The sequence below is a fragment of the Sphingomonas sp. M6A6_1c genome (genome assembly GCF_053345135.1).
Window position 1 is genome coordinate 357,097 of record NZ_JBKEZO010000007.1, and the last position, 20,538, is coordinate 377,634.

The 20,538-nt window shown below is 67.8% G+C and carries 25 protein-coding genes; 16 read left to right on the plus strand and 9 right to left on the minus strand.

All coding sequences use genetic code 11. The features are described from left to right. Positions 1-139: 139 nt before the first annotated feature. Genes epsC through ACLBWH_RS16960 form a run of 3 tightly spaced genes read left to right on the plus strand, consistent with a single transcriptional unit; the run spans position 140 to position 2,024 of the window. Entirely contained in the window at positions 140-1,012 is an 873-nt protein-coding gene (gene epsC / locus ACLBWH_RS16950; RefSeq protein WP_447800094.1) for a serine O-acetyltransferase EpsC, read from the plus strand. Next, complete coding sequence (locus tag ACLBWH_RS16955) at positions 1,012-1,791, plus strand: gamma-glutamyl-gamma-aminobutyrate hydrolase family protein (protein WP_447800008.1); 780 nt, start codon at positions 1,012-1,014, stop codon at positions 1,789-1,791. Before epsC ends, ACLBWH_RS16955 begins: the two co-directional genes overlap by 1 nt. Continuing rightward, entirely contained in the window at positions 1,788-2,024 is a 237-nt protein-coding gene (locus ACLBWH_RS16960; protein ID WP_447800009.1) for a hypothetical protein, read from the plus strand. Before ACLBWH_RS16955 ends, ACLBWH_RS16960 begins: the two co-directional genes overlap by 4 nt. 124 nt (positions 2,025-2,148) lie before the next feature. Here the strand turns inward: ACLBWH_RS16960 and ACLBWH_RS16965 are convergent, their stop codons facing one another. From ACLBWH_RS16965 to sucC, 3 genes are all read right to left on the minus strand, one after another. Beyond that, entirely contained in the window at positions 2,149-3,078 is a 930-nt protein-coding gene (locus ACLBWH_RS16965) for an electron transfer flavoprotein subunit alpha/FixB family protein (protein ID WP_447800096.1), read from the minus strand. Between the two features lie 8 nt (positions 3,079-3,086). Further along, complete coding sequence (locus ACLBWH_RS16970) at positions 3,087-3,833, minus strand: electron transfer flavoprotein subunit beta/FixA family protein (protein WP_322848410.1); 747 nt, start codon at positions 3,831-3,833, stop codon at positions 3,087-3,089. 210 nt (positions 3,834-4,043) lie between these two features. Beyond that, positions 4,044-5,243: an ADP-forming succinate--CoA ligase subunit beta gene (gene sucC / locus ACLBWH_RS16975; RefSeq protein ID WP_322848409.1), complete on the minus strand. Its 1,200-nt coding sequence runs from the start codon at positions 5,241-5,243 to the stop codon at positions 4,044-4,046. Positions 5,244-5,374: 131 nt separating this feature from the next. Here sucC and ACLBWH_RS16980 point away from each other — a divergent pair, with 131 nt between their 5' ends. Then, a complete protein-coding gene (locus ACLBWH_RS16980; protein ID WP_447800011.1) occupies positions 5,375-5,893 on the plus strand; it encodes a sterol desaturase family protein in 519 nt (172 codons plus the stop codon). A 24-nt stretch (positions 5,894-5,917) separates the two neighbouring features. Continuing rightward, on the plus strand, positions 5,918-6,253 hold the full coding sequence (locus ACLBWH_RS16985; protein WP_038664156.1) for a PilZ domain-containing protein: 336 nt from the start codon (positions 5,918-5,920) through the stop codon (positions 6,251-6,253). A 167-nt stretch (positions 6,254-6,420) separates the two neighbouring features. On the opposite strand, the gene ACLBWH_RS16990 is transcribed toward ACLBWH_RS16985, so the two are convergent. Continuing rightward, the gene (locus tag ACLBWH_RS16990) at positions 6,421-7,356 is read right to left on the minus strand and encodes a ribose-phosphate pyrophosphokinase (protein ID WP_179507201.1); all 936 of its coding nucleotides are present in this window, start codon (positions 7,354-7,356) and stop codon (positions 6,421-6,423) included. Between the two features lie 117 nt (positions 7,357-7,473). Between ACLBWH_RS16990 and gltX the strand changes: the two genes are divergently transcribed. The 7 genes from gltX (at position 7,474) to ribH (ending at position 13,179) form a co-directional block, all read left to right on the plus strand. Next, a complete protein-coding gene (gene gltX / locus ACLBWH_RS16995; protein WP_447800014.1) occupies positions 7,474-8,802 on the plus strand; it encodes a glutamate--tRNA ligase in 1,329 nt (442 codons plus the stop codon). A 129-nt stretch (positions 8,803-8,931) separates the two neighbouring features. Then, positions 8,932-9,606, plus strand: coding sequence for an energy transducer TonB (locus tag ACLBWH_RS17000; protein ID WP_447800016.1), 675 nt, complete (start codon positions 8,932-8,934; stop codon positions 9,604-9,606). Between the two features lie 75 nt (positions 9,607-9,681). Beyond that, positions 9,682-10,029 (plus strand): hypothetical protein, encoded by a 348-nt coding sequence (locus tag ACLBWH_RS17005; RefSeq protein WP_322848405.1) that lies wholly within the window; start codon positions 9,682-9,684, stop codon positions 10,027-10,029. 23 nt (positions 10,030-10,052) lie between these two features. Beyond that, positions 10,053-11,027, plus strand: a complete 975-nt coding sequence (gene ribD / locus ACLBWH_RS17010) for a bifunctional diaminohydroxyphosphoribosylaminopyrimidine deaminase/5-amino-6-(5-phosphoribosylamino)uracil reductase RibD (protein ID WP_447800098.1) — start codon at positions 10,053-10,055, stop codon at positions 11,025-11,027. Then, positions 11,012-11,629 (plus strand): riboflavin synthase, encoded by a 618-nt coding sequence (locus ACLBWH_RS17015; RefSeq protein WP_447800017.1) that lies wholly within the window; start codon positions 11,012-11,014, stop codon positions 11,627-11,629. Before ribD ends, ACLBWH_RS17015 begins: the two co-directional genes overlap by 16 nt. Beyond that, positions 11,619-12,758: a 3,4-dihydroxy-2-butanone-4-phosphate synthase gene (gene ribB / locus ACLBWH_RS17020; protein ID WP_447800019.1), complete on the plus strand. Its 1,140-nt coding sequence runs from the start codon at positions 11,619-11,621 to the stop codon at positions 12,756-12,758. Before ACLBWH_RS17015 ends, ribB begins: the two co-directional genes overlap by 11 nt. 1 nt (position 12,759) lies before the next feature. After that, positions 12,760-13,179, plus strand: a complete 420-nt coding sequence (gene ribH / locus ACLBWH_RS17025) for a 6,7-dimethyl-8-ribityllumazine synthase (protein ID WP_322848402.1) — start codon at positions 12,760-12,762, stop codon at positions 13,177-13,179. A 371-nt stretch (positions 13,180-13,550) separates the two neighbouring features. Here the strand turns inward: ribH and ACLBWH_RS17030 are convergent, their stop codons facing one another. The 3 genes from ACLBWH_RS17030 to ACLBWH_RS17040 form a co-directional block, all read right to left on the minus strand. After that, the gene (locus ACLBWH_RS17030) at positions 13,551-14,918 is read right to left on the minus strand and encodes an ammonium transporter (protein WP_447800020.1); all 1,368 of its coding nucleotides are present in this window, start codon (positions 14,916-14,918) and stop codon (positions 13,551-13,553) included. A gap of 13 nt (positions 14,919-14,931) precedes the next feature. Continuing rightward, positions 14,932-15,270 carry a P-II family nitrogen regulator gene (locus ACLBWH_RS17035; protein WP_137898404.1) on the minus strand — a complete coding sequence of 113 codons (339 nt, stop codon included), beginning with the start codon at positions 15,268-15,270 and terminating at the stop codon, positions 14,932-14,934. Between the two features lie 133 nt (positions 15,271-15,403). Continuing rightward, positions 15,404-15,610: a putative signal transducing protein gene (locus ACLBWH_RS17040; RefSeq protein WP_322848400.1), complete on the minus strand. Its 207-nt coding sequence runs from the start codon at positions 15,608-15,610 to the stop codon at positions 15,404-15,406. A gap of 73 nt (positions 15,611-15,683) precedes the next feature. Here ACLBWH_RS17040 and ACLBWH_RS17045 point away from each other — a divergent pair, with 73 nt between their 5' ends. Next, positions 15,684-15,920 carry a type II toxin-antitoxin system CcdA family antitoxin gene (locus tag ACLBWH_RS17045; protein ID WP_447800023.1) on the plus strand — a complete coding sequence of 79 codons (237 nt, stop codon included), beginning with the start codon at positions 15,684-15,686 and terminating at the stop codon, positions 15,918-15,920. Further along, a complete protein-coding gene (locus tag ACLBWH_RS17050; protein ID WP_447800025.1) occupies positions 15,921-16,217 on the plus strand; it encodes a CcdB family protein in 297 nt (98 codons plus the stop codon). Between the two features lie 10 nt (positions 16,218-16,227). On the opposite strand, the gene tldD is transcribed toward ACLBWH_RS17050, so the two are convergent. Both tldD and ACLBWH_RS17060 read right to left on the minus strand, forming a co-directional pair. After that, positions 16,228-17,655, minus strand: coding sequence for a metalloprotease TldD (tldD, locus tag ACLBWH_RS17055; protein WP_447800027.1), 1,428 nt, complete (start codon positions 17,653-17,655; stop codon positions 16,228-16,230). Positions 17,656-17,673: 18 nt separating this feature from the next. Next, a complete protein-coding gene (locus ACLBWH_RS17060) occupies positions 17,674-17,907 on the minus strand; it encodes a zinc-finger domain-containing protein (RefSeq protein ID WP_322848396.1) in 234 nt (77 codons plus the stop codon). 117 nt (positions 17,908-18,024) lie between these two features. Between ACLBWH_RS17060 and ACLBWH_RS17065 the strand changes: the two genes are divergently transcribed. Further along, positions 18,025-18,948 carry an ABC transporter ATP-binding protein gene (locus tag ACLBWH_RS17065; protein WP_447800028.1) on the plus strand — a complete coding sequence of 308 codons (924 nt, stop codon included), beginning with the start codon at positions 18,025-18,027 and terminating at the stop codon, positions 18,946-18,948. Beyond that, complete coding sequence (gene nadB, locus ACLBWH_RS17070; protein ID WP_447800029.1) at positions 18,945-20,537, plus strand: L-aspartate oxidase; 1,593 nt, start codon at positions 18,945-18,947, stop codon at positions 20,535-20,537. The genes ACLBWH_RS17065 and nadB overlap by 4 nt, the downstream gene beginning before the upstream one ends. Position 20,538 lies beyond the last annotated feature (1 nt).

The window sequence follows — 20,538 nt, forward strand, 5'->3', positions numbered from 1 at the left end:
TGACGACGCGCTATTCCGCCGATCGACCGCGCAAGGTGCGCCGGTGACGAGTGCCGCCGCCCCGCTGCCGTCGCGCGCCCCCGGCGCCACGCTCGGCGAGGCGGTCGATGCGCTGCGCGCCGCCCGCGCGGATTGGCGCATGCGGCAGACGCCGGCACGCGCCGCCGCCGCCTTTCCCTCGCGCGGCGCGATCGAGCGTATCGTCCTGCTCCTTGCCGAAGCGCTCTACCCCCGCCGCCTCGGCCTGCAGCAGATCGCACCGGCAGACGAGGACCGGTTCGTCGCCGCCAAGCTCGGCAGCGCGTTCACCGAACTGGAACGCGAGATCGGCCATGAACTCGGCTATTGGCAGGCGGAAGCCCGCACCGCCTTCGACCCCGATCAAGCCGCGACGATCGTCCGCCTGTTCGCCGACACGCTGGGCGACATCCGCCGGCTGATCGACAGCGATGTCGAGGCCGCCTTCCTCGGCGATCCCGCCGCGGGCAGCACCGACGAGATTCTCGTCTGCTATCCCGGCGCGATCGCCAGCCTGCACCATCGCATCGCGCATCAATTGTACGACCTCGGCGCGCCGATCGTCGCGCGGCTGATCTCCGAACTCGCCAACGAACGTACCGGGATCGACATCCATCCGGGCGCGCGGATCGGCGAACGCTTCTTCATCGACCACGGCACCGGCGTCGTCATCGGCGAGACCGCGATCGTCGGCAACGGCGTGCGCCTCTACCAGCATGTCACGCTCGGCGCGCGCAGCCCGCTCGGCGCCGCCCGGCGCGGTCCGCGCGAACGCTACGCCCGCCATCCCATCGTCGGCGACGACGTCGTCATCTACGCCGGTGCGACGATCCTCGGCCGGGTGACGATCGGCGCGGGTGCGACGATCGGCGGCAACGTCTGGCTGCTCACCGACGTGCCGCCCGGCGGCGTGGTGGTGCAGCCGGAGGCGACTTTGCTCGCGCCCTCTGCCGGCCATGCGCTCCGCGACACGCTCGTCTCGGCGGTGGTGTGATGGGGCGCAGCGCCGATCCCGAACGTCGCCCGGTCATCGGCGTGCTGTGCTGCAACGAAGTGGCGGAGCGTCCGGTGCAGGTCGTCGCCAGCCGCTTCGTCGCGCCGCTCACCCGCCTTGCCGGTGCGACGGTGCTGCTCGTCCCGGCGCTGCCCGATGCCACCGACGTCGCGACGCTCACCGCGGTGCTCGACGGGCTGCTGCTGACCGGGTCGCGCTCGCACGTCGCGCCGTGGCGCTACGGCGCCCGGCCGCTGCCCGACGACCAGATCGTCGACGAGGGCCGTGACGAGGTCGCACTGGCGCTCGCCGGCGGGATGATCGAGGCGGGCAAGCCGGTGTTCGGCATCTGCCGCGGGCTGCAGGAGATCAACGTGCTGTTCGGTGGCAGCCTGTGCGCCGCAGCCGATGCCGACCGTCATCATCGCGGTGCCTGGTCGGGCGATTACGATTCGCTGTTCCACCACGGTCATGACGTCGAATTGTGCGCGCGCGGCCGGCTTGCCGACGCCACCGGCGTGCAGCGCGTGCGGGTCAATTCGGTCCACCAGCAAGGCATCGACCGTCTCGGCAACGGCCTGACGGTGGAAGCGATCGCGGCGGACGACGGGCTGATCGAAGCCGTCTCGGCGCGGCCGTGCGGCGCCGACGTGCTCGGCGTCCAATGGCATCCCGAATGGGATACGGCGAACTCGCCCGCGAGCCGCGCCTTCTTTTCCCTGATCGGCGCCGGCCTGCGTGGCGGCACCGACCTAGTTTCAACACGGAGGACTGAATGAAGATCACGATCCTGGCTCCGGCGCTTGCGCTCGCTGCCCTGAGCCTCGCCGCCTGCGACCCCAAGCCCGACGCCGGCAACAACGCCGCCGCCACCGACACGCTGACCCTCAACGAGGAAGGCGACGCGGGCCTGGGCAATGGCGGCGACTTCGCCACCGGCAACGACATCACGCTCGCCAACGACGCGGCCGCCGACAACGCGCTCGCCCCTGCGGCAGGCAACGCGCTCTAGGCTTTCGGTTTGACGAACACGCCAGGTCAGCTCCCTAGGCGTAGACTGCGGCTCGACATTGCTGGTGTCGGGCCGCTTTTTTGCGTGTGGCGGCGGGCAGCGCTCGCTACCCGCCGCCATTGCGTCACAGCTTCTCGGTCAGTTCCGGAACGACCTTGAACAGGTCGCCGACGAGGCCGATGTCCGCGACCTGGAAGATCGGCGCATCCTCGTCCTTGTTGATCGCGACGATGACCTTCGAATCCTTCATCCCCGCCAGATGCTGGATCGCGCCCGAGATGCCGACCGCGATATAGACTTCCGGGGCGACGATCTTGCCGGTCTGGCCGACCTGATAGTCATTGGGCACATAGCCCGCATCCACTGCCGCGCGGCTCGCGCCGACGCCCGCGCCGAGCTTGTCGGCGAGCGGCTCGATGATCGAATGGAAGTTCTCGCCATTCTGCAACGCGCGGCCGCCCGAGACGATGATCTTGGCGCTGGTCAGCTCGGGGCGCGCGTTCTGCGCGATCTCGGCGTTGACGAAGGTCGATACGCCGGTCTCGCCCTGCGACGCGACCGCCTCGATCTCGCCCGAACCGCCCTCGGTCGCCGCCTTTTCGAAGGCGGTGCCGCGGACGGTGATCACCTTCTTGGCGTCCGACGATTGCACCGTCGCGATCGCATTGCCGGCGTAGATCGGCCGGGTGAACGTGTCCGCGCTCTCGACCGACAGGATGTCGCTGATCTGCATGACGTCGAGCAGCGCGGCGACGCGCGGCGCGACGTTCTTGCCGGTCGTGGTCGACGGCGCGACGAAGGCATCGTGATGCCCCATCAGCTCGACGACGAGCGGCGCGATATTCTCGGCCAGCGCATGCGCATAAGCGGCATCGTCGGCGACATGCACCTTGCCGACGCCGGCGATCTTCGCCGCCGCCTGCGCGACGCTATCGACGCCCTGACCGGCGACCAGCAGATGGACCTCGCCGAGCTGCGACGCGGCGGTCACCGCGGCGAGCGTGGCATCCTTGACGGCGCTGCCGTCGTGCTCGACCCAGACGAGCGTCTTCAGGTTGGCGGTCATCGGGCAATCCCCATCGCATGCAGCTTGGTGACGAGTTCGTCGACGTCGGCGACCTTGATGCCCGCCTGCCGCTTGCCCGGCTCGACGACCTTGAGCGTGGTCAGCCGCGGCGTGACGTCGACGCCGTAATCGGCGGCGGTCTTCTGCGCGAGCGGCTTGGACTTGGCTTTCATGATGTTGGGCAGCGACGCATAGCGCGGCTCGTTGAGGCGCAGGTCGGTGGTGACGATCGCGGGCAGCTTGAACGAATCGGTCTCGAGGCCGCCGTCGACCTCGCGCGTCACCGTCACGACGCCGTCGCCGAGTTCGACCTTCGACGCGAACGTGCCCTGGCCCCAGCCGAGCAGGCCGGCGAGCATCTGGCCGGTCTGGTTGTTGTCGTCGTCGATCGCCTGCTTGCCGAGGATCACCAGCTGCGGCTGCTCCTCCTCGACGATCTTGGCGAGGATCTTGGCGACGCCCAGCGGCTCGACCTTGGTGTCGCTGGTGACGAGGATCGCCCGATCGGCGCCCATCGCCAGCGCGGTGCGCAGCGTCTCCTGCGCCTTGGGCTCGCCGATCGAGACCACGACGATCTCGGTGACGCCTTTTTCCTTCAAACGGATGGCTTCCTCGACCGCGATCTCATCGAACGGGTTCATGCTCATCTTGACGTTCGCCAGATCAACACCCGTCCCGTCCGCCTTCACGCGGGGCTTTACGTTGTAATCAAGCACACGCTTGACCGGCACCAGCACCTTCATCAGCTTCCTTCCGATTGCGCCCTCGACACCCGTTTCCGGCGTCGCATCGGCGGGTGAGATGGCTATTTTCCGCGGCTTTCGCAAGTCCGGTACGGGAAATGCCGCTTGCCGTAGCGGCAGTCTTCCTGTGCCAAACGAATCGGGCCCGGACATGACGCCCGGGCCCGAGAATATTTTGCGTGTATCCCCGTCACGGGGGAAGACGTCAGATCACGCCGCCTTCTGTACCTCGGCGACGATCTTCTTGGCGGCATCGCCCAGGTCGTTCGCCGGTACGATCGCGAGACCCGAATTGGCGAGGATGTCCTTGCCGGCCTGCACGTTGGTGCCCTCGAGGCGGACGACGAGCGGCACCGAGAGGTTCACTTCCTTCGCCGCGGCGACGATGCCCTCGGCGATAATGTCACACTTCATGATGCCGCCGAAGATGTTGACCAGGATGCCCTTTACCGCGGGATCGGCGAGGATGATCTTGAACGCCGCCGTCACCTTCTCCTTGTTGGCGCCGCCGCCGACGTCGAGGAAGTTGGCGGGGAACATGCCGTTGAGCTTGATGATGTCCATCGTCGCCATCGCCAGGCCGGCGCCGTTGACCATGCAGCCGATGTCGCCGTCGAGCTTGATGTAGGCGAGGTCGTACTTCGACGCCTCGAGCTCCATCGCATCCTCTTCGGTGGTGTCGCGCAATTCCATCAGGTCCTTGTGACGGAACATGGCGTTGCCGTCGAACGCGACCTTGGCGTCGAGCACCATCAGCTTGCCGTCGTCGGTGACGGCGAGCGGGTTGATCTCGATCTGCTCGGCATCGGTGCCGAGGAAGGCGTCATACAGCTTCGCGGCGACGTTGGCCGCCTGCTTGGCGAGGTCGCCGGTCAGTTCGAGCGCGGCGGCGACGGCGCGGCCGTGATGCGGCATGAAGCCGGTCGCGGCGTCGATGTCGATCGAATGGATCTTCTCGGGCGTGTCATGCGCGACGGTTTCGATGTCCATGCCGCCCTCGGTCGAGGCGACCATCGAGACGCGGCCGGTCGCGCGGTTGACGAGCAGCGCGAGGTAGAATTCCTTGGCGATGTCGACGCCGTCGGTCACGTAGAGCCGGTTGACCTGCTTGCCGGCATCGCCGGTCTGGATCGTCACCAGCGTGTTGCCGAGCATGTCGGTCGCCGCGGCGCGCACTTCGTCCGCGGTCTTGGCGAGGCGGACGCCGCCCTTGGCGTCGGGGCCGAGTTCCTTGAACTTGCCCTTGCCGCGGCCGCCGGCGTGAATCTGCGCCTTGACGACGTAGAGCGGTCCGGGGAGTTTCTCGGTCGCGGCGACGGCGTCTTCGACGCTGAGCGCGGCGAAACCAGCGGGAACGGGGACGCCGAACTTGGCGAGCAGTTCCTTGGCTTGATATTCGTGGATGTTCATGGCCTGCCTCGCGTTATGCTATGAAGAGGAGATTGATGCGGCCTTTTGCACAGGCCGCGCGCCGAATCCACCCCGGATCGACAACCGGGCCCGATCGTTATTGCAATCGCATCGCATTAGACGGAACGCTTATGCCCTGGCCGCACGGCATCCTCCTCTTCCTCGTCACCGTGATCGGCATGGAGGCGTTCGCTTATGCCGCGCACCGCTGGGTGATGCACGGGCCGGGCTGGTTCCTCCACGCCAGCCATCACCGCAGGCGCAGCGGAACGTGGGAACTCAACGACCTCTATGCGGCGATCTTCGCGGTGCCGTCGGTCGTGCTGTTGCTCGGCGGGCTACAATGGGGCTGGTGGCCGGGCTTCATCTGGATCGGCTGGGGGATCGCCGCTTATGGCGCGATCTATTTCGGCTTCCACGACATCATCGTCCATCAGCGTATCCCGACGCGCTATCTGCCCCGATCGGCGTACATGCGCCGCATCGTCCAGGCGCACCGGCTGCACCACGTCGTCGAGACGCGCGAGGGCAATGTCAGCTTCGGCTTCCTCGTCGCGCCGCGGCCCGAGCACCTCAAGGCCGAACTCAGGCGGCGCGGTCGCCAGGGGGTGCGCGCACCGACTGCGGGCCAGGCGTTGGCAGAAAAGTAACCAATCGCTGCCAGTGTTGCGGTCATGGAACAGCCGACTTTCACGCCACCCTACGACCCGGTCGAGCCGGGGGAGGAAGCCCGCCAGGCGTTGCGCAAGTCGGTCAAGATGCGCGCGCATCTGCGCGATCGTGGCCAGACCCGGTTCGAGATCGAGGTGACCGACCTGTCGCTCTCGGGCTTCCGCGCCGAGACGAGCTTTACGCTCTGGCCGGGCACGGTGGTGTGGCTGACGCTACCGGGCCTCGCAGGGCTGGAGGCGGTGGTCGCGTGGCGCGACAAGTTCAAATACGGCTGCGCCTTCGCCAAGCCCCTGCACCCGGCGGTGTTCGACCACATCGTCGCGCTCTCGCAACGCTGAGTCGGCGCGGTCCGTTCGAGGCGCTTCCCGGGATGAACTGACGCGTTAACCAATCGAAACCGCGTCAGGCACACAGATCCACGCCTCCGCGTAGATAGTCTCTATAGTTGCGCGCGCCCGCTGAATCGCGGCGCCGACGACCTCGGCCGGCGCGACCATCGACCGCATCAATCGAACAGCGACGACACGCTGGTCTCGTCGGCGATCCGCTTGATCGCCTCGCCGAGCAGCGGCGCGATCGGCAGATGGCGGATCTTGTCGGCCTTGCCGATCGATTCGTGATTGCCGATCGAATCGGTGATCACCAGCTCGCGCAATGCCGAGCCCTCGACCCGCGCCACCGCGCCGCCCGACAGCACGCCGTGCGTGACATAGGCGACGACATCCTCCGCTCCCGCCTCGCGCAGCGCCGCCGCGGCGTTGCAGAGCGTACCCGCCGAATCGACGATATCGTCGATCAGGATGCAGAAGCGGCCCTCGACGTCGCCGATGATGTTCATCACCTCCGATTCGCCGGCGCGCTCGCGACGCTTGTCGACGATCGCGAGCGGCGCATTGTCGAGTCGTTTGGCGAGTTGGCGCGCGCGCACCACGCCGCCGACGTCGGGCGAGACGACCATCAAATTCTTGCCCTTGAAGCGCGCGTTGATGTCCGCGCTCATCACCGGCGCGGCATAGAGATTGTCGGTCGGGATATCGAAAAAGCCTTGGATCTGACCGGCATGCAGATCGACCGACAGTACGCGGTCGGCGCCCGCGACGGTGATCAGATTGGCGACCAGCTTGGCCGAGATCGGCGTGCGCGGCCCCGGCTTCCGGTCCTGCCGCGCATAGCCCATATACGGGATCACCGCGGTGATCCGCCGCGCCGACGCACGCTTGAGCGCGTCGATCATGATGAGCATTTCCATGAGGTTGTCGTTGGCCGGGAAACCGGTCGACTGGAGCACGAACACGTCCTCGCCGCGCACGTTCTCCTGGATCTCGACGAAGATCTCCTCGTCGGCGAAGCGGCGAACCAGGGCATCGGTCAACGGGATCTCGAGATAGCCTGCCACCGCCCGCGCGAGCGGAAGGTTCGAATTGCCGGTCATCAATTTCATTGGTCAGCTCCCGCCCGTATCGCCCCGCGCCTTAGAGCCACCGTCACAAAATCGAAAGCATCGAGACGCGGGGCGACGCGCTTGTCGCCGCGCGACCGACTGACTAGGCCTCCCGTCATGACCGTCACCACCCGCTTCGCCCCCTCCCCCACCGGCATGCTGCACGTCGGCAACATCCGGGCGGCGCTGCACAATTGGATGTTCGCACGGGGGCACGGCGGGCGCTTCGTGCTGCGCATCGACGATACCGACGCCGAACGGTCCGAGGACCGGTTCGTCGCCGCGATCCGTGCCGATCTCGGCTGGCTTGGCCTGACGCCCGACGCCGAAGTACGCCAGTCCGAGCGATTCGCGCTCTACCAACAGCGGTTCGACGCCCTGGTCGCGGCGGGGCGGATCTATCCCGCATACGAGACCGCGCAGGAGCTCGACCTCAAGCGCAAGATCCTGCTCGGCCGCGGTCTGCCGCCGGTCTACGACCGCGCCGCGCTGGCGCTGGACGAAGCGGCGCGCGCCAGGTTCGAGGCGGACGGCGTGCGGCCGCACTGGCGCTTCAAGCTCGACCATGACGCGCCGATCGCCTGGGACGATCTGATCCGCGGCCCCCAGAGCTTCGATGCGAAGACGATGAGCGATCCGGTGATCCGCCGCGCCGACGGATCGTGGCTGTATATGCTGCCGTCCGCGATCGACGACGCCGATCTCGGCATCAGCCATGTCGTCCGCGGCGAGGACCATGTCTCCAACACCGCGCTGCAATTGCAGATGTTCGACGCGATGGGCGTGGCCCCGCCGCGCTTCGCGCACGAGGCGCTGCTGACCGGCGCGGAGGGCAAATTGTCGAAGCGGCTCGGCTCGCTCGGCGTCGACCATTTCCGCGAGGCGGGGATCGAGCCGCAGGCGGTGATCGCGCTGCTCGCACGGATCGGCACCAGCGATCCCGTCGAGCCGCTCGCCGATCCTGCGCCGCTGATCGCCGCGTTCGACTTCGCGCGCTTCGGCCGCGCGCCGGCGCGGTTCGACGAGGCGGAGCTGGCGCAGGTCAACGCCCGGATCGTCCACCAGCTGCCGTTCGACGCGGTCGCCGACCGCCTGCCCACGGGCATGGGTGCGGCGGAATGGGATGCGGTGCGGCCGAACCTGACCCGCGTCGCCGAGGCGGCGGACTGGTGGCAGGTGATCGAGGGTCCGGTCGCGCCACCCGCCTTCGACGACGAGACGCGCGCCTATCTGGCGCAGGCCGCCGCGGCCGCGGAGGCGATCGATTGGGCAGGCGACCCGTGGCACGCGCTGACCGCTGCGCTCAAGGACAGGACCGGCCGCAAAGGCAAGGCGTTGTTCCTGCCGCTGCGCCAGGCGCTGACCGGGCGCGACCATGGCCCCGACATGGCGGCGTTGCTGCCGCTGATCGGCCGCGACCGCACCTTGGCGCGGCTGGCCGCATAGGCAAAGCGGAGCGGCGAAACCCAGGCCTTTCGGCACGTTGCGACCTGGGCTTGACGCCGTAACGATACAACGTACCATCATCGGATCGCAGGAGAATCGATCGAGTCGCACCCAAGCCCAAGGAGACGGATGATGTACGCCGACCGCCATGCCCAGCCGACCCGTTTCAACCCCGGCGGCCTCACCGCCGCGATCGCGATCAACGCCGCGCTCGTCGCCGCGCTGATGTTCGCCGGCCCGACCATCCTGCCCGGCGGTTCGGAGCATGTGCTGGAAACCCGCAACATCCCGCTCGACCCGCCGCCGCCCGAGACGCTGCCGCAACCCAAGCCGCACGCGCTGACCCCCAACCGCCCGACCGAGACCATCGTCGCGCCGATGCCGCTCGTCCTGACGCCGTCCTCGTCCGATCTGGTCACCACCCCTACGCTCGACCTGCCGCCCGCCGGCCCGACGATCGGCAGCGATCCCGGCCCGGTCGCGGTCGAGCCGCCCGCGCCGCCGCTGCCGCCGCTGGTCGGTCCGCAGATCGACCCGCGCTACGCCGATGCCTTCCAGCCGGTCTATCCCGCCGCGGAACGGCGCGCCAACCGCGACGGCCGGGTCACCGTGCGCGTGCTGGTCGGCACCGACGGTCGGGTGAAGCAGATCGAGCGGCTCAGCGCGACCAGCGACGCCTTCTGGCAAGCGACGATGGAACGCGCCACCCGCGCCTGGCGCTTCACGCCCGCCACCCGCGGCAGCGTGCCGGTCGAGGCATGGCGGACGATGACGCTGACCTTCCGCATGGAGGATGCGGACTAAGGCGCGCGGTCGCCCCACCCGTCGCGTCCCCCGGGGGGGCTGGCTTCGCTGCCCCCCGTCACCTATCTTCCCGCCATGCAGTTCTTCCGCCGCTTCTCGCCGCTCCACGCCTTCCGCGACCTGCGTTTCTTCCTGTCGCAGCGCGAGCCGCGCGATCTCGGCTTCCTGGCGGCGGCGATGGCGGTGACGGGTTTCTTCGTCTACGCCTTCATGCGCAACGACATCCCGCCCGAGCCGTATCAGCCCAACATCGTCTACTTCAAGAATTACGCCGCCAATCGCACCGATGCGCAGATCAAGGCGCAGCAGGAGATCGACAAGGTCGAGCAGGACCAGCGCATCGCCGCGCAAAAGGCGCGCGAGGAGAAATTGCGCAGCCAGTTCAAGACGGTCGACGACGCGATGGACAAGTGGGGGCTGTAAGCGCCGCCGTCGACGCGCGGCGGATGGGCGCCGCGCTCGCGCTTTCGGAACGCACGCGCGGACGCACCGCCCCCAACCCCAACGTCGGCTGCCTCCTCGTCGCTGGTGATCGCATCGTGGCGCGCGGCTGGACCCAGCCCGGCGGTCGTCCCCATGCCGAGGCGATGGCGCTCGCCGCCGCCGGCGACGCGGCACGCGGCGCCACCGCTTATGTGACGCTCGAACCCTGCGCGCATGTCTCGCCGCGCGGCCCCGCCTGCGCCGACCTGCTGGTCGCGGCGGGGGTCGCCCGCGTGGTGGTGGCGCTCGGCGACCCCGATCCGCGCACCAACGGCGCCGGCATCGCCCGGCTGCGCGACGCGGGCATCGCCGTCGTCACCGGCATCCGGGCGGCGGAGGCGGCGCGCGGCATGGCGGGCTTCCTCACCCGCCGACGGCACGGGCGACCGTTCGTGACGCTCAAGCTCGCCACCTCGCTCGACGGCCGCATCGCGCTGTCCGACGGCAGCAGCCGCTGGATCACCGGCGCCGAGGCGCGCGCCCATGCGCATCTCGAACGCAGCCGGCACGAGGCGATCCTCGTCGGGCGCGGCACGTGGGAGACGGATGCACCGGGCCTCGACGTGCGGCTGCCGGGGCTGGAAGGGCGCAGCCCGTTGCGGATCATCCTGTCCTCTCGCCCTCACCCTGCCGCGCCGAAGAGGGAGGGCGAGCCGATGTGGATCGCCTCCCCCCAGGCCATCGCCACCCTCCCCGCCGACCATCTCCTCGTCGAGGGCGGCGCGGCGACCGCCGCCGCCTTCCTCCGCGCCGATCTGGTCGATCGCCTGCTGCTCTACCGCGCGCCGATCCTGATCGGCGCCGGCAAGGCAGCGCTCGGCGACCTCGGCATAGCCGATCTTGGCACCACCCATGGTCGCTGGCGGTTGCACGATTCGCGCAACCTTGGCACCGACCGTCTCGAGGTCTACGAGCGCACCCCATGTTCACCGGCATAGTCAGCGATATCGGCACCATCGAGACGGTCGAGGTCCGCGGCGACACGCGCGTCCGCATCGCCACCGCCTACGATCCCGAGACGATCGACCTCGGCGCGTCGATCGCCTGTTCGGGCGTCTGCCTGACCGTCATCGACAAGGGGCACGACGGCGGCCGGGGCTGGTTCGACATACAGGCGTCCGGCGAGACGATCGCACGCACTGCCAGGGATCAATGGACGCAAGGCCGCCGCCTCAACCTCGAACGCGCGATGAAGCTGGGCGACGAACTCGGCGGCCATATCGTCACCGGCCATGTCGACGGCATCGCCGAGGTGCTCGACATCACGCCGGACGGCGAATCGCACCGCATCGGCTTTGCGGTGCCGGCGGCGCTCGCGCCGTTCATCGCCCCCAAGGGCTCGATCACGATCGACGGCGTCTCGCTGACCGTCAACGGCGTCGAGGACGATGGCGAGACGACCCGCTTCTGGGTCAACCTCATCCCCCATACGCAGGCGGTCACCACGCTCGGTGGCCTCGCCGCGGGCCAGGCGGTCAACATCGAGATCGACGTGCTCGCCCGCTATCTGCAACGCATGGAGCATTATCGTGGCCGCTAAGCCTGACCTCGCGCGGTTGCGCCACGCCTTCCTCTCCTCGCCCGAGGAGATCATCGACGAGGCGCGCAACGGGCGGATGTTCATTCTGGTCGACGACGAGGATCGCGAGAACGAGGGCGACCTCGTCGTCCCCGCGCAGATGGCGACGCCCGAGAAGATCAACTTCATGGCCAAGCACGGCCGCGGCCTGATCTGCCTCGCGCTGACCAAAAGCCGTGTCGAGGAGCTCGGCCTGACGCTGATGAGCCGCAACAACGGCACGCGCTACGAGACCGCCTTCACCACCTCGATCGAGGCGCGCGACGGCGTCACCACCGGCATCTCCGCCGCCGATCGCGCGCGCACCGTCGCGGTCGCGATCGATTCGTCGAAGAGCCGCGACGAGATCGTCACCCCCGGCCACGTCTTCCCGCTCGTCGCCCGCGACGGCGGCGTGCTGGTGCGCACCGGCCATACCGAGGCGGCGGTCGACGTTTCGCGGCTCGCCGGGCTCAACCCCTCGGGCGTGATCTGCGAGATCATGAACGAGGACGGGACGATGGCGCGGCTCGACGACCTCGTCACCTTCGCGCAATTCCACAATCTCAAGATCGGCACGATCCGCGACCTCATCGCCTATCGCCGCCGCTACGACCATCTCGTCGAGAAGCGGGCCGAGGCGCGCTTCACCAGCGAATGGGGCGGCGAATGGACCGCGCTCACCTTCTGGAACAAGGCGACCGGCACCGAGCAGATCGCCTTGGTCAAGGGCAAGGTCGATCCGACCAAACCGACCCTGGTGCGCATGCACGCGCTCTCCCCCTTCGCCGACATCTTCGGCGAGAATGGCGCGCGCGAGGGGCTGCTGCGCCGGTCGATGGAGATCATCGCGGAGGAGGGCGCCGGCGTGATCGTCGTCATCAACCGCCCCCGCGTCGACCAGTTCACCGTCGCGCTTCAGGCCAAGGCCGGGACGCTCCCTGCGGCGGACATGGAGGAATTGCGCGACTATGGCGTCGGCGCGATGATCCTCACCGAACTCGGCGTCGAGGAAATGGTGCTGCTCACCAACACCCACCATACGTTGGTCGGACTCGACGGCTACGGCCTGTCGATCGTCGGCGAGCGGGCAATCGAAACGGACGACTGACATGGCGCATATCCTCATCGTCGAAGCGCGCTTCTACGATCATCTCAACGACATGCTCCTCGCCGGCGCCCGTGCCGCGATCGAGGCGGCGGGCCATAGCCACGACACGGTGACCGTGCCGGGCGCCTTGGAAGTGCCGGGCGCGATCGCGCTGGCGGCGGACAGCGACCGGTACGACGCCTTCGTTGCGCTGGGCGTCGTGATCCGCGGCGAGACCTATCATTTCGAGATCGTCTCGAACGAGAGCGCGCGCGGCATCATGGCGCTGACGCTCGACGGTCTGGCGATCGGCAACGGCATCCTCACCACCGAGAACGAGGCGCAGGCGATCGCCCGCGCCGACCCCGCCCAGCTCGACAAGGGCGCCGGCGCGGCGCAGGCGGCCATCGCGATGCTGGCGCTTCGCGAACGGCTGGGGTGATCGCGTAGGGGTTTCAGCGCGCAGAGGCGCGGAGGACGTAGAGGGGTTTCGTCCGTTGCGTCGGCCACGGCCCCAGCAAGACTCGGTTCCGGCTCACCCCGCCCGAGACCTCTTCTGAGCCTTCGCGCGAACATTGATTCACGCGAAGGCGCGAAGACGCAAAGATGTCGCCCTTCACGGCGACACCATGCCCCACTCCGCCGTCATGCGAAAAGCAGGCTGCCGCCCGCCCCATCCACGCCCCCTTCGCGTCTTCGCGTCTTCGCGCGCAAACAAAAAAAAGACCCGGTACGTCGCCGTACCGGGTCAAGGTCGTCCGCAGGAGGAACGTCGTGGGGGGCGGGGGTCTCGTGCCCCCGCGCCCGATAGGATCAATTATAGGCGCGTTCGCCGTGCTCGCCGAGATCGAGGCCTTCCTGCTCGACTTCGGGAGCAACGCGCAGCCCGGTGATCGCCTTGGCGATGAGGATCGCGATGACCGTGCCGATCGACGCCCAGACGACGGTGGTGACCACCGCCTCGATCTGGACGATCAGCTTGGCGCCCATCGCATAATCCGCCGCGCCCGGACCGCCGAGCGACGGCGCGTAGACGATGCCGGTGCCGACCGCGCCGATCATGCCGCCGATGCCGTGCACGCCGAACGCATCGAGCGCGTCGTCATAGCCGAGCTTGGGCTTGAGCACCGAGACCGCGAAGAAACAGACCACCGAGGCGACCGCACCGAGCACGATCGCGCCGAACGGCCCCGAATTGCCCGCCGCCGGCGTCACCGCAACCAGCCCGGCGACGATGCCCGAGCAGAAGCCCAAGGCCGAACCCTTGTGACCCCGCGCCCGCTCGACCAGCATCCAGAACAGCCCACCCGACGCGGTCGCGACGAAGGTGTTGAGCATCGCGAGCGCAGCGGAGCCGTTCGCTTCCAGCGCCGAGCCGGCGTTGAAGCCGAACCAGCCGACCCAGAGCAGGCCGGTGCCGACCCCGGTCAGCGTCAGCGAATGCGGCGGCATCGGCGTATTGGGATAGCCCATCCGCTTGCCGAGCATGATCGAGGCGACCAGCGCGGATACGCCGGCGTTGATGTGGACGACGGTGCCGCCGGCGAAATCGAGCGCGCCGGCCTTGAAGAACACGCCCGACGACGCCCAGACCATGTGGGCGATCGGAAAATAGACGATCGTCAGCCACACCGCGGCGAACACCATCACCGCGCTGAACTTCATCCGCTCGACCACCGATCCCAGCACCAGCGCGACGGTGATCGCCGCGAAGGTCATCTGGAAACAGATGAAGACATATTCGGGGATTTCGACGCCCGCGGTGAAGGTCGCCGCCTGCGACGAGGCGGTGACGCCCTTCAGGAACGCCTTGTCGAAGCTGCCGATGAAATTGGTGAGGAACCCGCCGCCGGCGAGGTCGGGGCCGAAGGCGAGGCTGTAACCGTACATCACCCACAGCAGCATCGCGAGACAGGCGACGGCTCCGATCTGCGTCATCGTCGACAGCATGTTCTTCGAGCGGGTGAGACCGCCGTAGAACAAGGCGAGGCCGGGCAGGATCATCATCATGACGAGGACCGTCGAGGTCATCATCCAGGCAGTGTCGCCCTTGTTCACCGTCGCGGCCGGTGCCGCGGCGGCGGGCGCCTGCAACGCGGCGTCCTGCGCCCAGGCGGGCAGAGCGGCGAACGCAAGGGCGGTGAGCCCCGCGGCACCGGCGATCTTCAATCCGTGCTTCATCCTGTTACCCCCCTCAGAGCGCCGAATCGTCGGTTTCGCCGGTGCGGATGCGCACCGCCTGGCCGACGTCGAGCACGAAGATCTTGCCGTCACCGATCGCGCCGGTGTTTGCCGACGCCTGCACCGCCTCGACCACGCGGTCGGCGAGATCGCCCGGGCAAACCACCTCGATCTTGATCTTGGGCACCATGTTGGTGCTGTATTCGGCGCCACGATAGATTTCGGTCTGGCCCTTCTGGCGACCGAACCCCTTGACCTCGGTAACCGTCATCCCCGCCACGCCCAACGTGGTGAGCGCTTCCCTCACTTCGTCCAGCTTGAACGGCTTGATGATCGCAATGACCAGCTTCATCCCTGCCCCCTCGATTGTCCGAGAAGCCTATCGCAACCATCATGCCAGATGCGAAACGACGTGATTACAGGGCAGTTCGTGACGTCACCGGGCTTCGATGCGTTAGATTATTGTGCATCTGCGGCATTGTGCCTTAAATTTGGGCAGCGTCGACGATCGCCTTGGCCGCGCCGAGATCCTCGTCGTCGACCATTACCCGCACCGGGATCAACAGATAGCTGCCATCGGCGATGCTCGCCCCGCCATCGAAGGCGATCGCGTCGATCCCTTCGGAATCGAGCCGCCCGACGATGATATTGGCGAGATTGCGATCGTAGCGACCCAGTTCGACGAGGCTCATCGGCTTCCTTGCATCGTTCGCACCGACAGGGGCGTGCGTTGACCCTTCGCACCATCGTGCATATCATCCGGCCATGGCAAGCACGCTCGACCTGCCGTCGAAAAGCACGCGCCGCATGACCGAATCCGAAGTCCGCGCCGAGGCGGTGCGCTTCGGCGTCGCGCATGACGACGATCTCGAAACCCTCCGCGCTGCCCTGAAGCGCGAACTGGATCGTCGCTGGCAGGAGGACAATCGCAAGGCGGCCGAAGGGTGGAACCGTTGGATAGAGAAGAACGGCCTGCCGCTCGAAAAATATCGCTGCTGGTGAATGGCGCAGTTCGACGTCCATGTCCTCCCGGATGGGACGACCGTCATCAACCTGCAATCCGACCTGCTTTTCGGCTATCCAACGACCCTTGTCGCACCATTGCTGCCGGAAGACGCGTTACCGGTCGCACGCTCGCGTATGCATCCGATGTTCCAGATCGACGGTGAAAGGCTGTTGCTGGCGCCGCACCTTACCTCGGCCGTACCATCGCGGTCGCTCGGTCGGGTAAAAGCGTCTCTCGGCGACCATGACTATGCGATAAAGGGCGCGCTAGACATGGTCGTCAGCGGCTACTGAGGGTATCCGATCAGGTCGCCGTGCCGCCCACCGTCAGCCCATCGACCAGCAACGTAGGCTGTCCGACGCCAGCCGGCACGCTCTGCCCGCCCTTGCCGCACACGCCGATGCCCTCGTCGAGCGCGAAATCGTTACCGATGCCGGCGACCTTGGTCAGTACCGTCGGGCCGTCGCCGATCAGCGTCGCGCCCTTGATCGGTGCGCCGATCCGGCCGTTCTCGATCAGATAGGCTTCGGTGCACGAGAACACGAACTTGCCCGAGACGATGTCGACCTGCCCGCCGCCGAAGCTCTTGGCGAAGATGCCGCGCTTGACCCGGCTCAGCAGCTCGGCGGGATCGTCGGTGCCGCCCTTCATGAAGGTGTTGGTCATCCGCGGCATCGGTGCATGCGCGAAGCTCTCGCGGCGACCGTTGCCGGTCGGCGCGACACCCATCAGCCGGGCATTGAGCCGGTCCTGCATATAGCCCTTGAGGATGCCGTCCTCGATCAGCACCGTCTCCGACGTCGGCGTGCCCTCGTCGTCGATCGACAGCGACCCACGCCGGTCGGCGATCGAGCCGTCGTCGACCACGGTGACGCCCGGCGCCGCGACGCGCTCGCCGATCCGCCCCGAGAAGGCGCTGGTGCCCTTGCGGTTGAAATCGCCTTCGAGGCCATGGCCGATCGCCTCGTGCAGCACGATCCCCGGCCAGCCCGGCCCGAGCAGCACGGTCATCTCGCCCGCCGGCGCCGCCACCGATTCGAGGTTGACCAGCGCATGCGCCAGCGCCTCGTCGATGCCGCGATTCCACACCGTCTCGTCGAACAGCCGGTCGTAGAGGTAGCGGCCGCCGATGCCGAACGTCCCCGTCTCGCGGCGGCCGTTCTGCTCGACGACGATCTGGATGTTGAGCCGCACCAGCGGCCGCACGTCGGTGGCGACGAAGCCGTCCGGCCGGACGATCTCCACGACGCTCCACGTGCCGGACAGCCCCACCGACACCTGTTCGACGCGCGGATCGCGCGCCCGTGCCGCGGCGTCGATCGTCTGGCAGAGGTTCACCTTGTCGGCGAAGGGCACCAGGTCGAGCGGATCGGCATCGGTGTAGAGATGACGGTTGTTGCCCTGCGGCGCCGGCGCCTTGCCGCGCGTCGTCGGGTCGATCAGCGCCATCGTCTCGCCGGCGCGACGGATCGCCGCTTCCGACAGTTCGTTGGCATGCGCGAAGGCGGTCATCTCGCCCGACACCGCGCGCAGCCCGAAGCCCGCATTGGTGTCGTAGCTCGCGGTCTTCAGCCGGCCGTCGTCGAAGCCGAACGCCTCCGCCTTGCGATATTGCAGGTACAATTCGCCGTCATCGGCGCGGCCGAGCGCATCCGCGGTCAGGCGGAGCGCGGCGTCGGGCGACAGAGCGTCGCGGTAGAGGAACGAGCGGGGATCGGCGGCTACAGTCATGCGCCCGATATAGGGGCGTTAAACGCTGGCGCCATCCGGGTGATCGCGCAATTTCGACTGGTCCGCGCCGTCCGCGGGGCCGCCGATCAGCACGAAACGCCGATCGCAATAGCCGCAATCGACATAACCCTCGTCATCGATCTGCAGAAAGACGCGCGGATGACCGAGCGCGGCGCCACCCGGAATATCGGTGGCGCCGTCACAGGCGACACGGCGTTGCGAGACGCGGATGGTTTCGGGCGGCGGGATCATGGAACGGCGGATAGCAAGACGCGAGAGCCGCTTCAATCCTCCCCGGCACGGGGAGGGGGACCGCCGTGCCGGGGAGGAATGGGTTGCACCCCATCACGATCCGCGTATTCCGCCTGCATGACCGAGGCCGCGATCCGCATCCAGAACCTCTGCAAGACCTATCAGGGCGGCAAGCGCGCGCTCGACGGGGTCAGTTTCGACGTGCCGCGGGGGCAGATCTTCGGCCTGCTCGGCCCCAATGGCGCGGGCAAGTCGACGCTGATCAACATCCTCGCCGGCCTCGTCAACAAGACCGAGGGCAGCGCCGCGATCTGGGGCTTCGACATCGACGCGCAGCCACGCAACGCCAAGGCGTCGATCGGCATCGTCAATCAGGAAATCCTGTTCGACCCCTTCTTCACGCCGATCGAGACGCTGGAGATCCAGGCCGGCCTGTACGGCGTCCCCAAGGGGCAGCGACGCAGCATGGAATTGCTGCGCGCGGTGCATCTGGAGGACAAGGCGAAGGCTTATGCCCGCACGCTGTCGGGGGGCATGAAGCGCCGGCTGATGGTCGCCAAGGCGATGGTCCATTCGCCGCCGGTGCTGGTGCTCGACGAGCCGACCGCGGGCGTCGACATCGAATTGCGCCAGCAGCTCTGGGCCTATGTCCGTCAGCTCAACCAGGCCGGCGTCACGGTGGTGCTGACCACGCATTACCTCGAAGAGGCCGAGGAGCTGTGCGACCGGATCGCGATCATCAATCACGGCAAGCTGATCGCCAACGAGCCGACGCGCGAACTGGTCGGCAAGGCGCAGGAAAAGGTGGTGGCGGTGACCGTCGACCGCGACGTCGCGACGCTGCCGGTCAACGCCTGTTTCGGCAAGATCGTGCTGAAGGGCATGCGGACGCTGGAGATCACCTACGCCAAGGATCGGGTCAACGCCGGCGAAGTGCTCGCCGCGGTCCAGCACGACGGGTTCGGCATTGTCGACGTTTCGACCAAGGAACCCGATCTGGAGGACGTGTTCCTCAGCCTGACCCGCGCCAGCAACGCGTGACCGAAGCAACCCGCAACAGCGACGTGCTCGTCGTCGGTTCGGGCGCCGCCGGGCTCACCGCGGCGCTCAACCTCGCCGAACGGTTCCGGGTCACCGTGCTCGCCAAGGGGGCGCTCAACGAAGGGTCGACCGCCTGGGCGCAGGGCGGAATTGCCGCGGTGCTCGAACCCGGCGACACGTTCGAGCATCACGTCGAGGATACGATGGTCGCCGGCGCCGGCCTCAACGACCGCGATATCGTCGAATTCGTCGTCGAGGGCGCCCCGGCGGCGATCGAGCGGCTGACCCAGCTCGGCGTCCCCTTCGCCACCGAAGGGAACGCGCTCCACCTCACCCGCGAAGGCGGCCACAGCCATCGCCGCATCGTCCATGTCGCCGACGCGACCGGCTGGGCGGTGCAGGAGGCGCTGCAACGCGCCGCCGAGGCGCATCCCAATATCACGCTCGTCCCCGATCAGGTCGCGATCGACCTCGCCACCAGCCGCCACGAACAGCGTTATTCGGGCGCGGGCAATGTCTGGGGCGTCTATGCGGTCGATCGCGGCACCGGCCGCGTCACGCTCTATACGGCGAAGGCGACGGTGCTCGCCACCGGCGGCGCGGGCCGCACCTATCTCTTCTCCACCGCGCCGCGCGGCGCGACCGGCGACGGCATCGCGATGGCGTGGCGGGCGGGCGCGCGGGTCAGCAACATGGAGATGATGCAGTTCCACCCGACCTGCCTCTACCATCTCGAGGTCAAGAACTTCCTGATCACCGAGGCGGTGCGCGGCGAGGGCGGCCGGCTGATCAACCCGACCACCGGCAAGCGCTTCATGTCCTATTACGACGCCGAGCGGATGGAGCTGGCGCCGCGCGACGTGGTGGCGCGCGCCATCGACGCCGAGATCAAGCGCTACGGCCTCGATTACGTCCACCTCGACATCAGCCATCAGCCCGCCGAGTTCGTCCGCGGCCATTTCCCCAACATCCACGAGAAACTGCTCGGCCTCGGCATCGACATGACGACGCAGCCGATCCCGGTCGTGCCCGCGCAGCATTACACCTGCGGCGGCATCGTCATCGACCGCGACGGCCGCACCGACCTGCCCGGCCTCTATGCCGCCGGCGAATGCACCGAGAGCGGGCTGCACGGCGCCAACCGGCTCGCCTCGAACAGCCTGCTCGAATGTTTCGTGTTCGGCGAGGCATGTGCCGATCATATCGCCGCGCATTGGCATGCGTTGCCCGCCGTGCCGGTGATCCGCCCCTGGGACGAGAGCCGCGTCACCGATTCGGACGAAGAGGTGGTGATCAAGCAGAACTGGACCGAGATCCGGCGGTTCATGTGGAATTACGTCGGCATCGTCCGCACCACCAAAAGGCTGGAGCGTGCGCAGCACCGCATCCAGATGCTCACCGAGGAAGTGGCCGACTATTACGGCCATTTCCGCGTCACGCCCGACCTCATCGAGTTGCGCAACCTGTTGCAGACCGCCGAGCTGATCGTCCGCTCGGCGCTGCACCGGCACGAGAGCCGCGGCCTGCATTACACGCTCGACTATCCCGAAACGCTGCCGGAGGCGGTCGATACCGTGCTGGTGCCCTGAC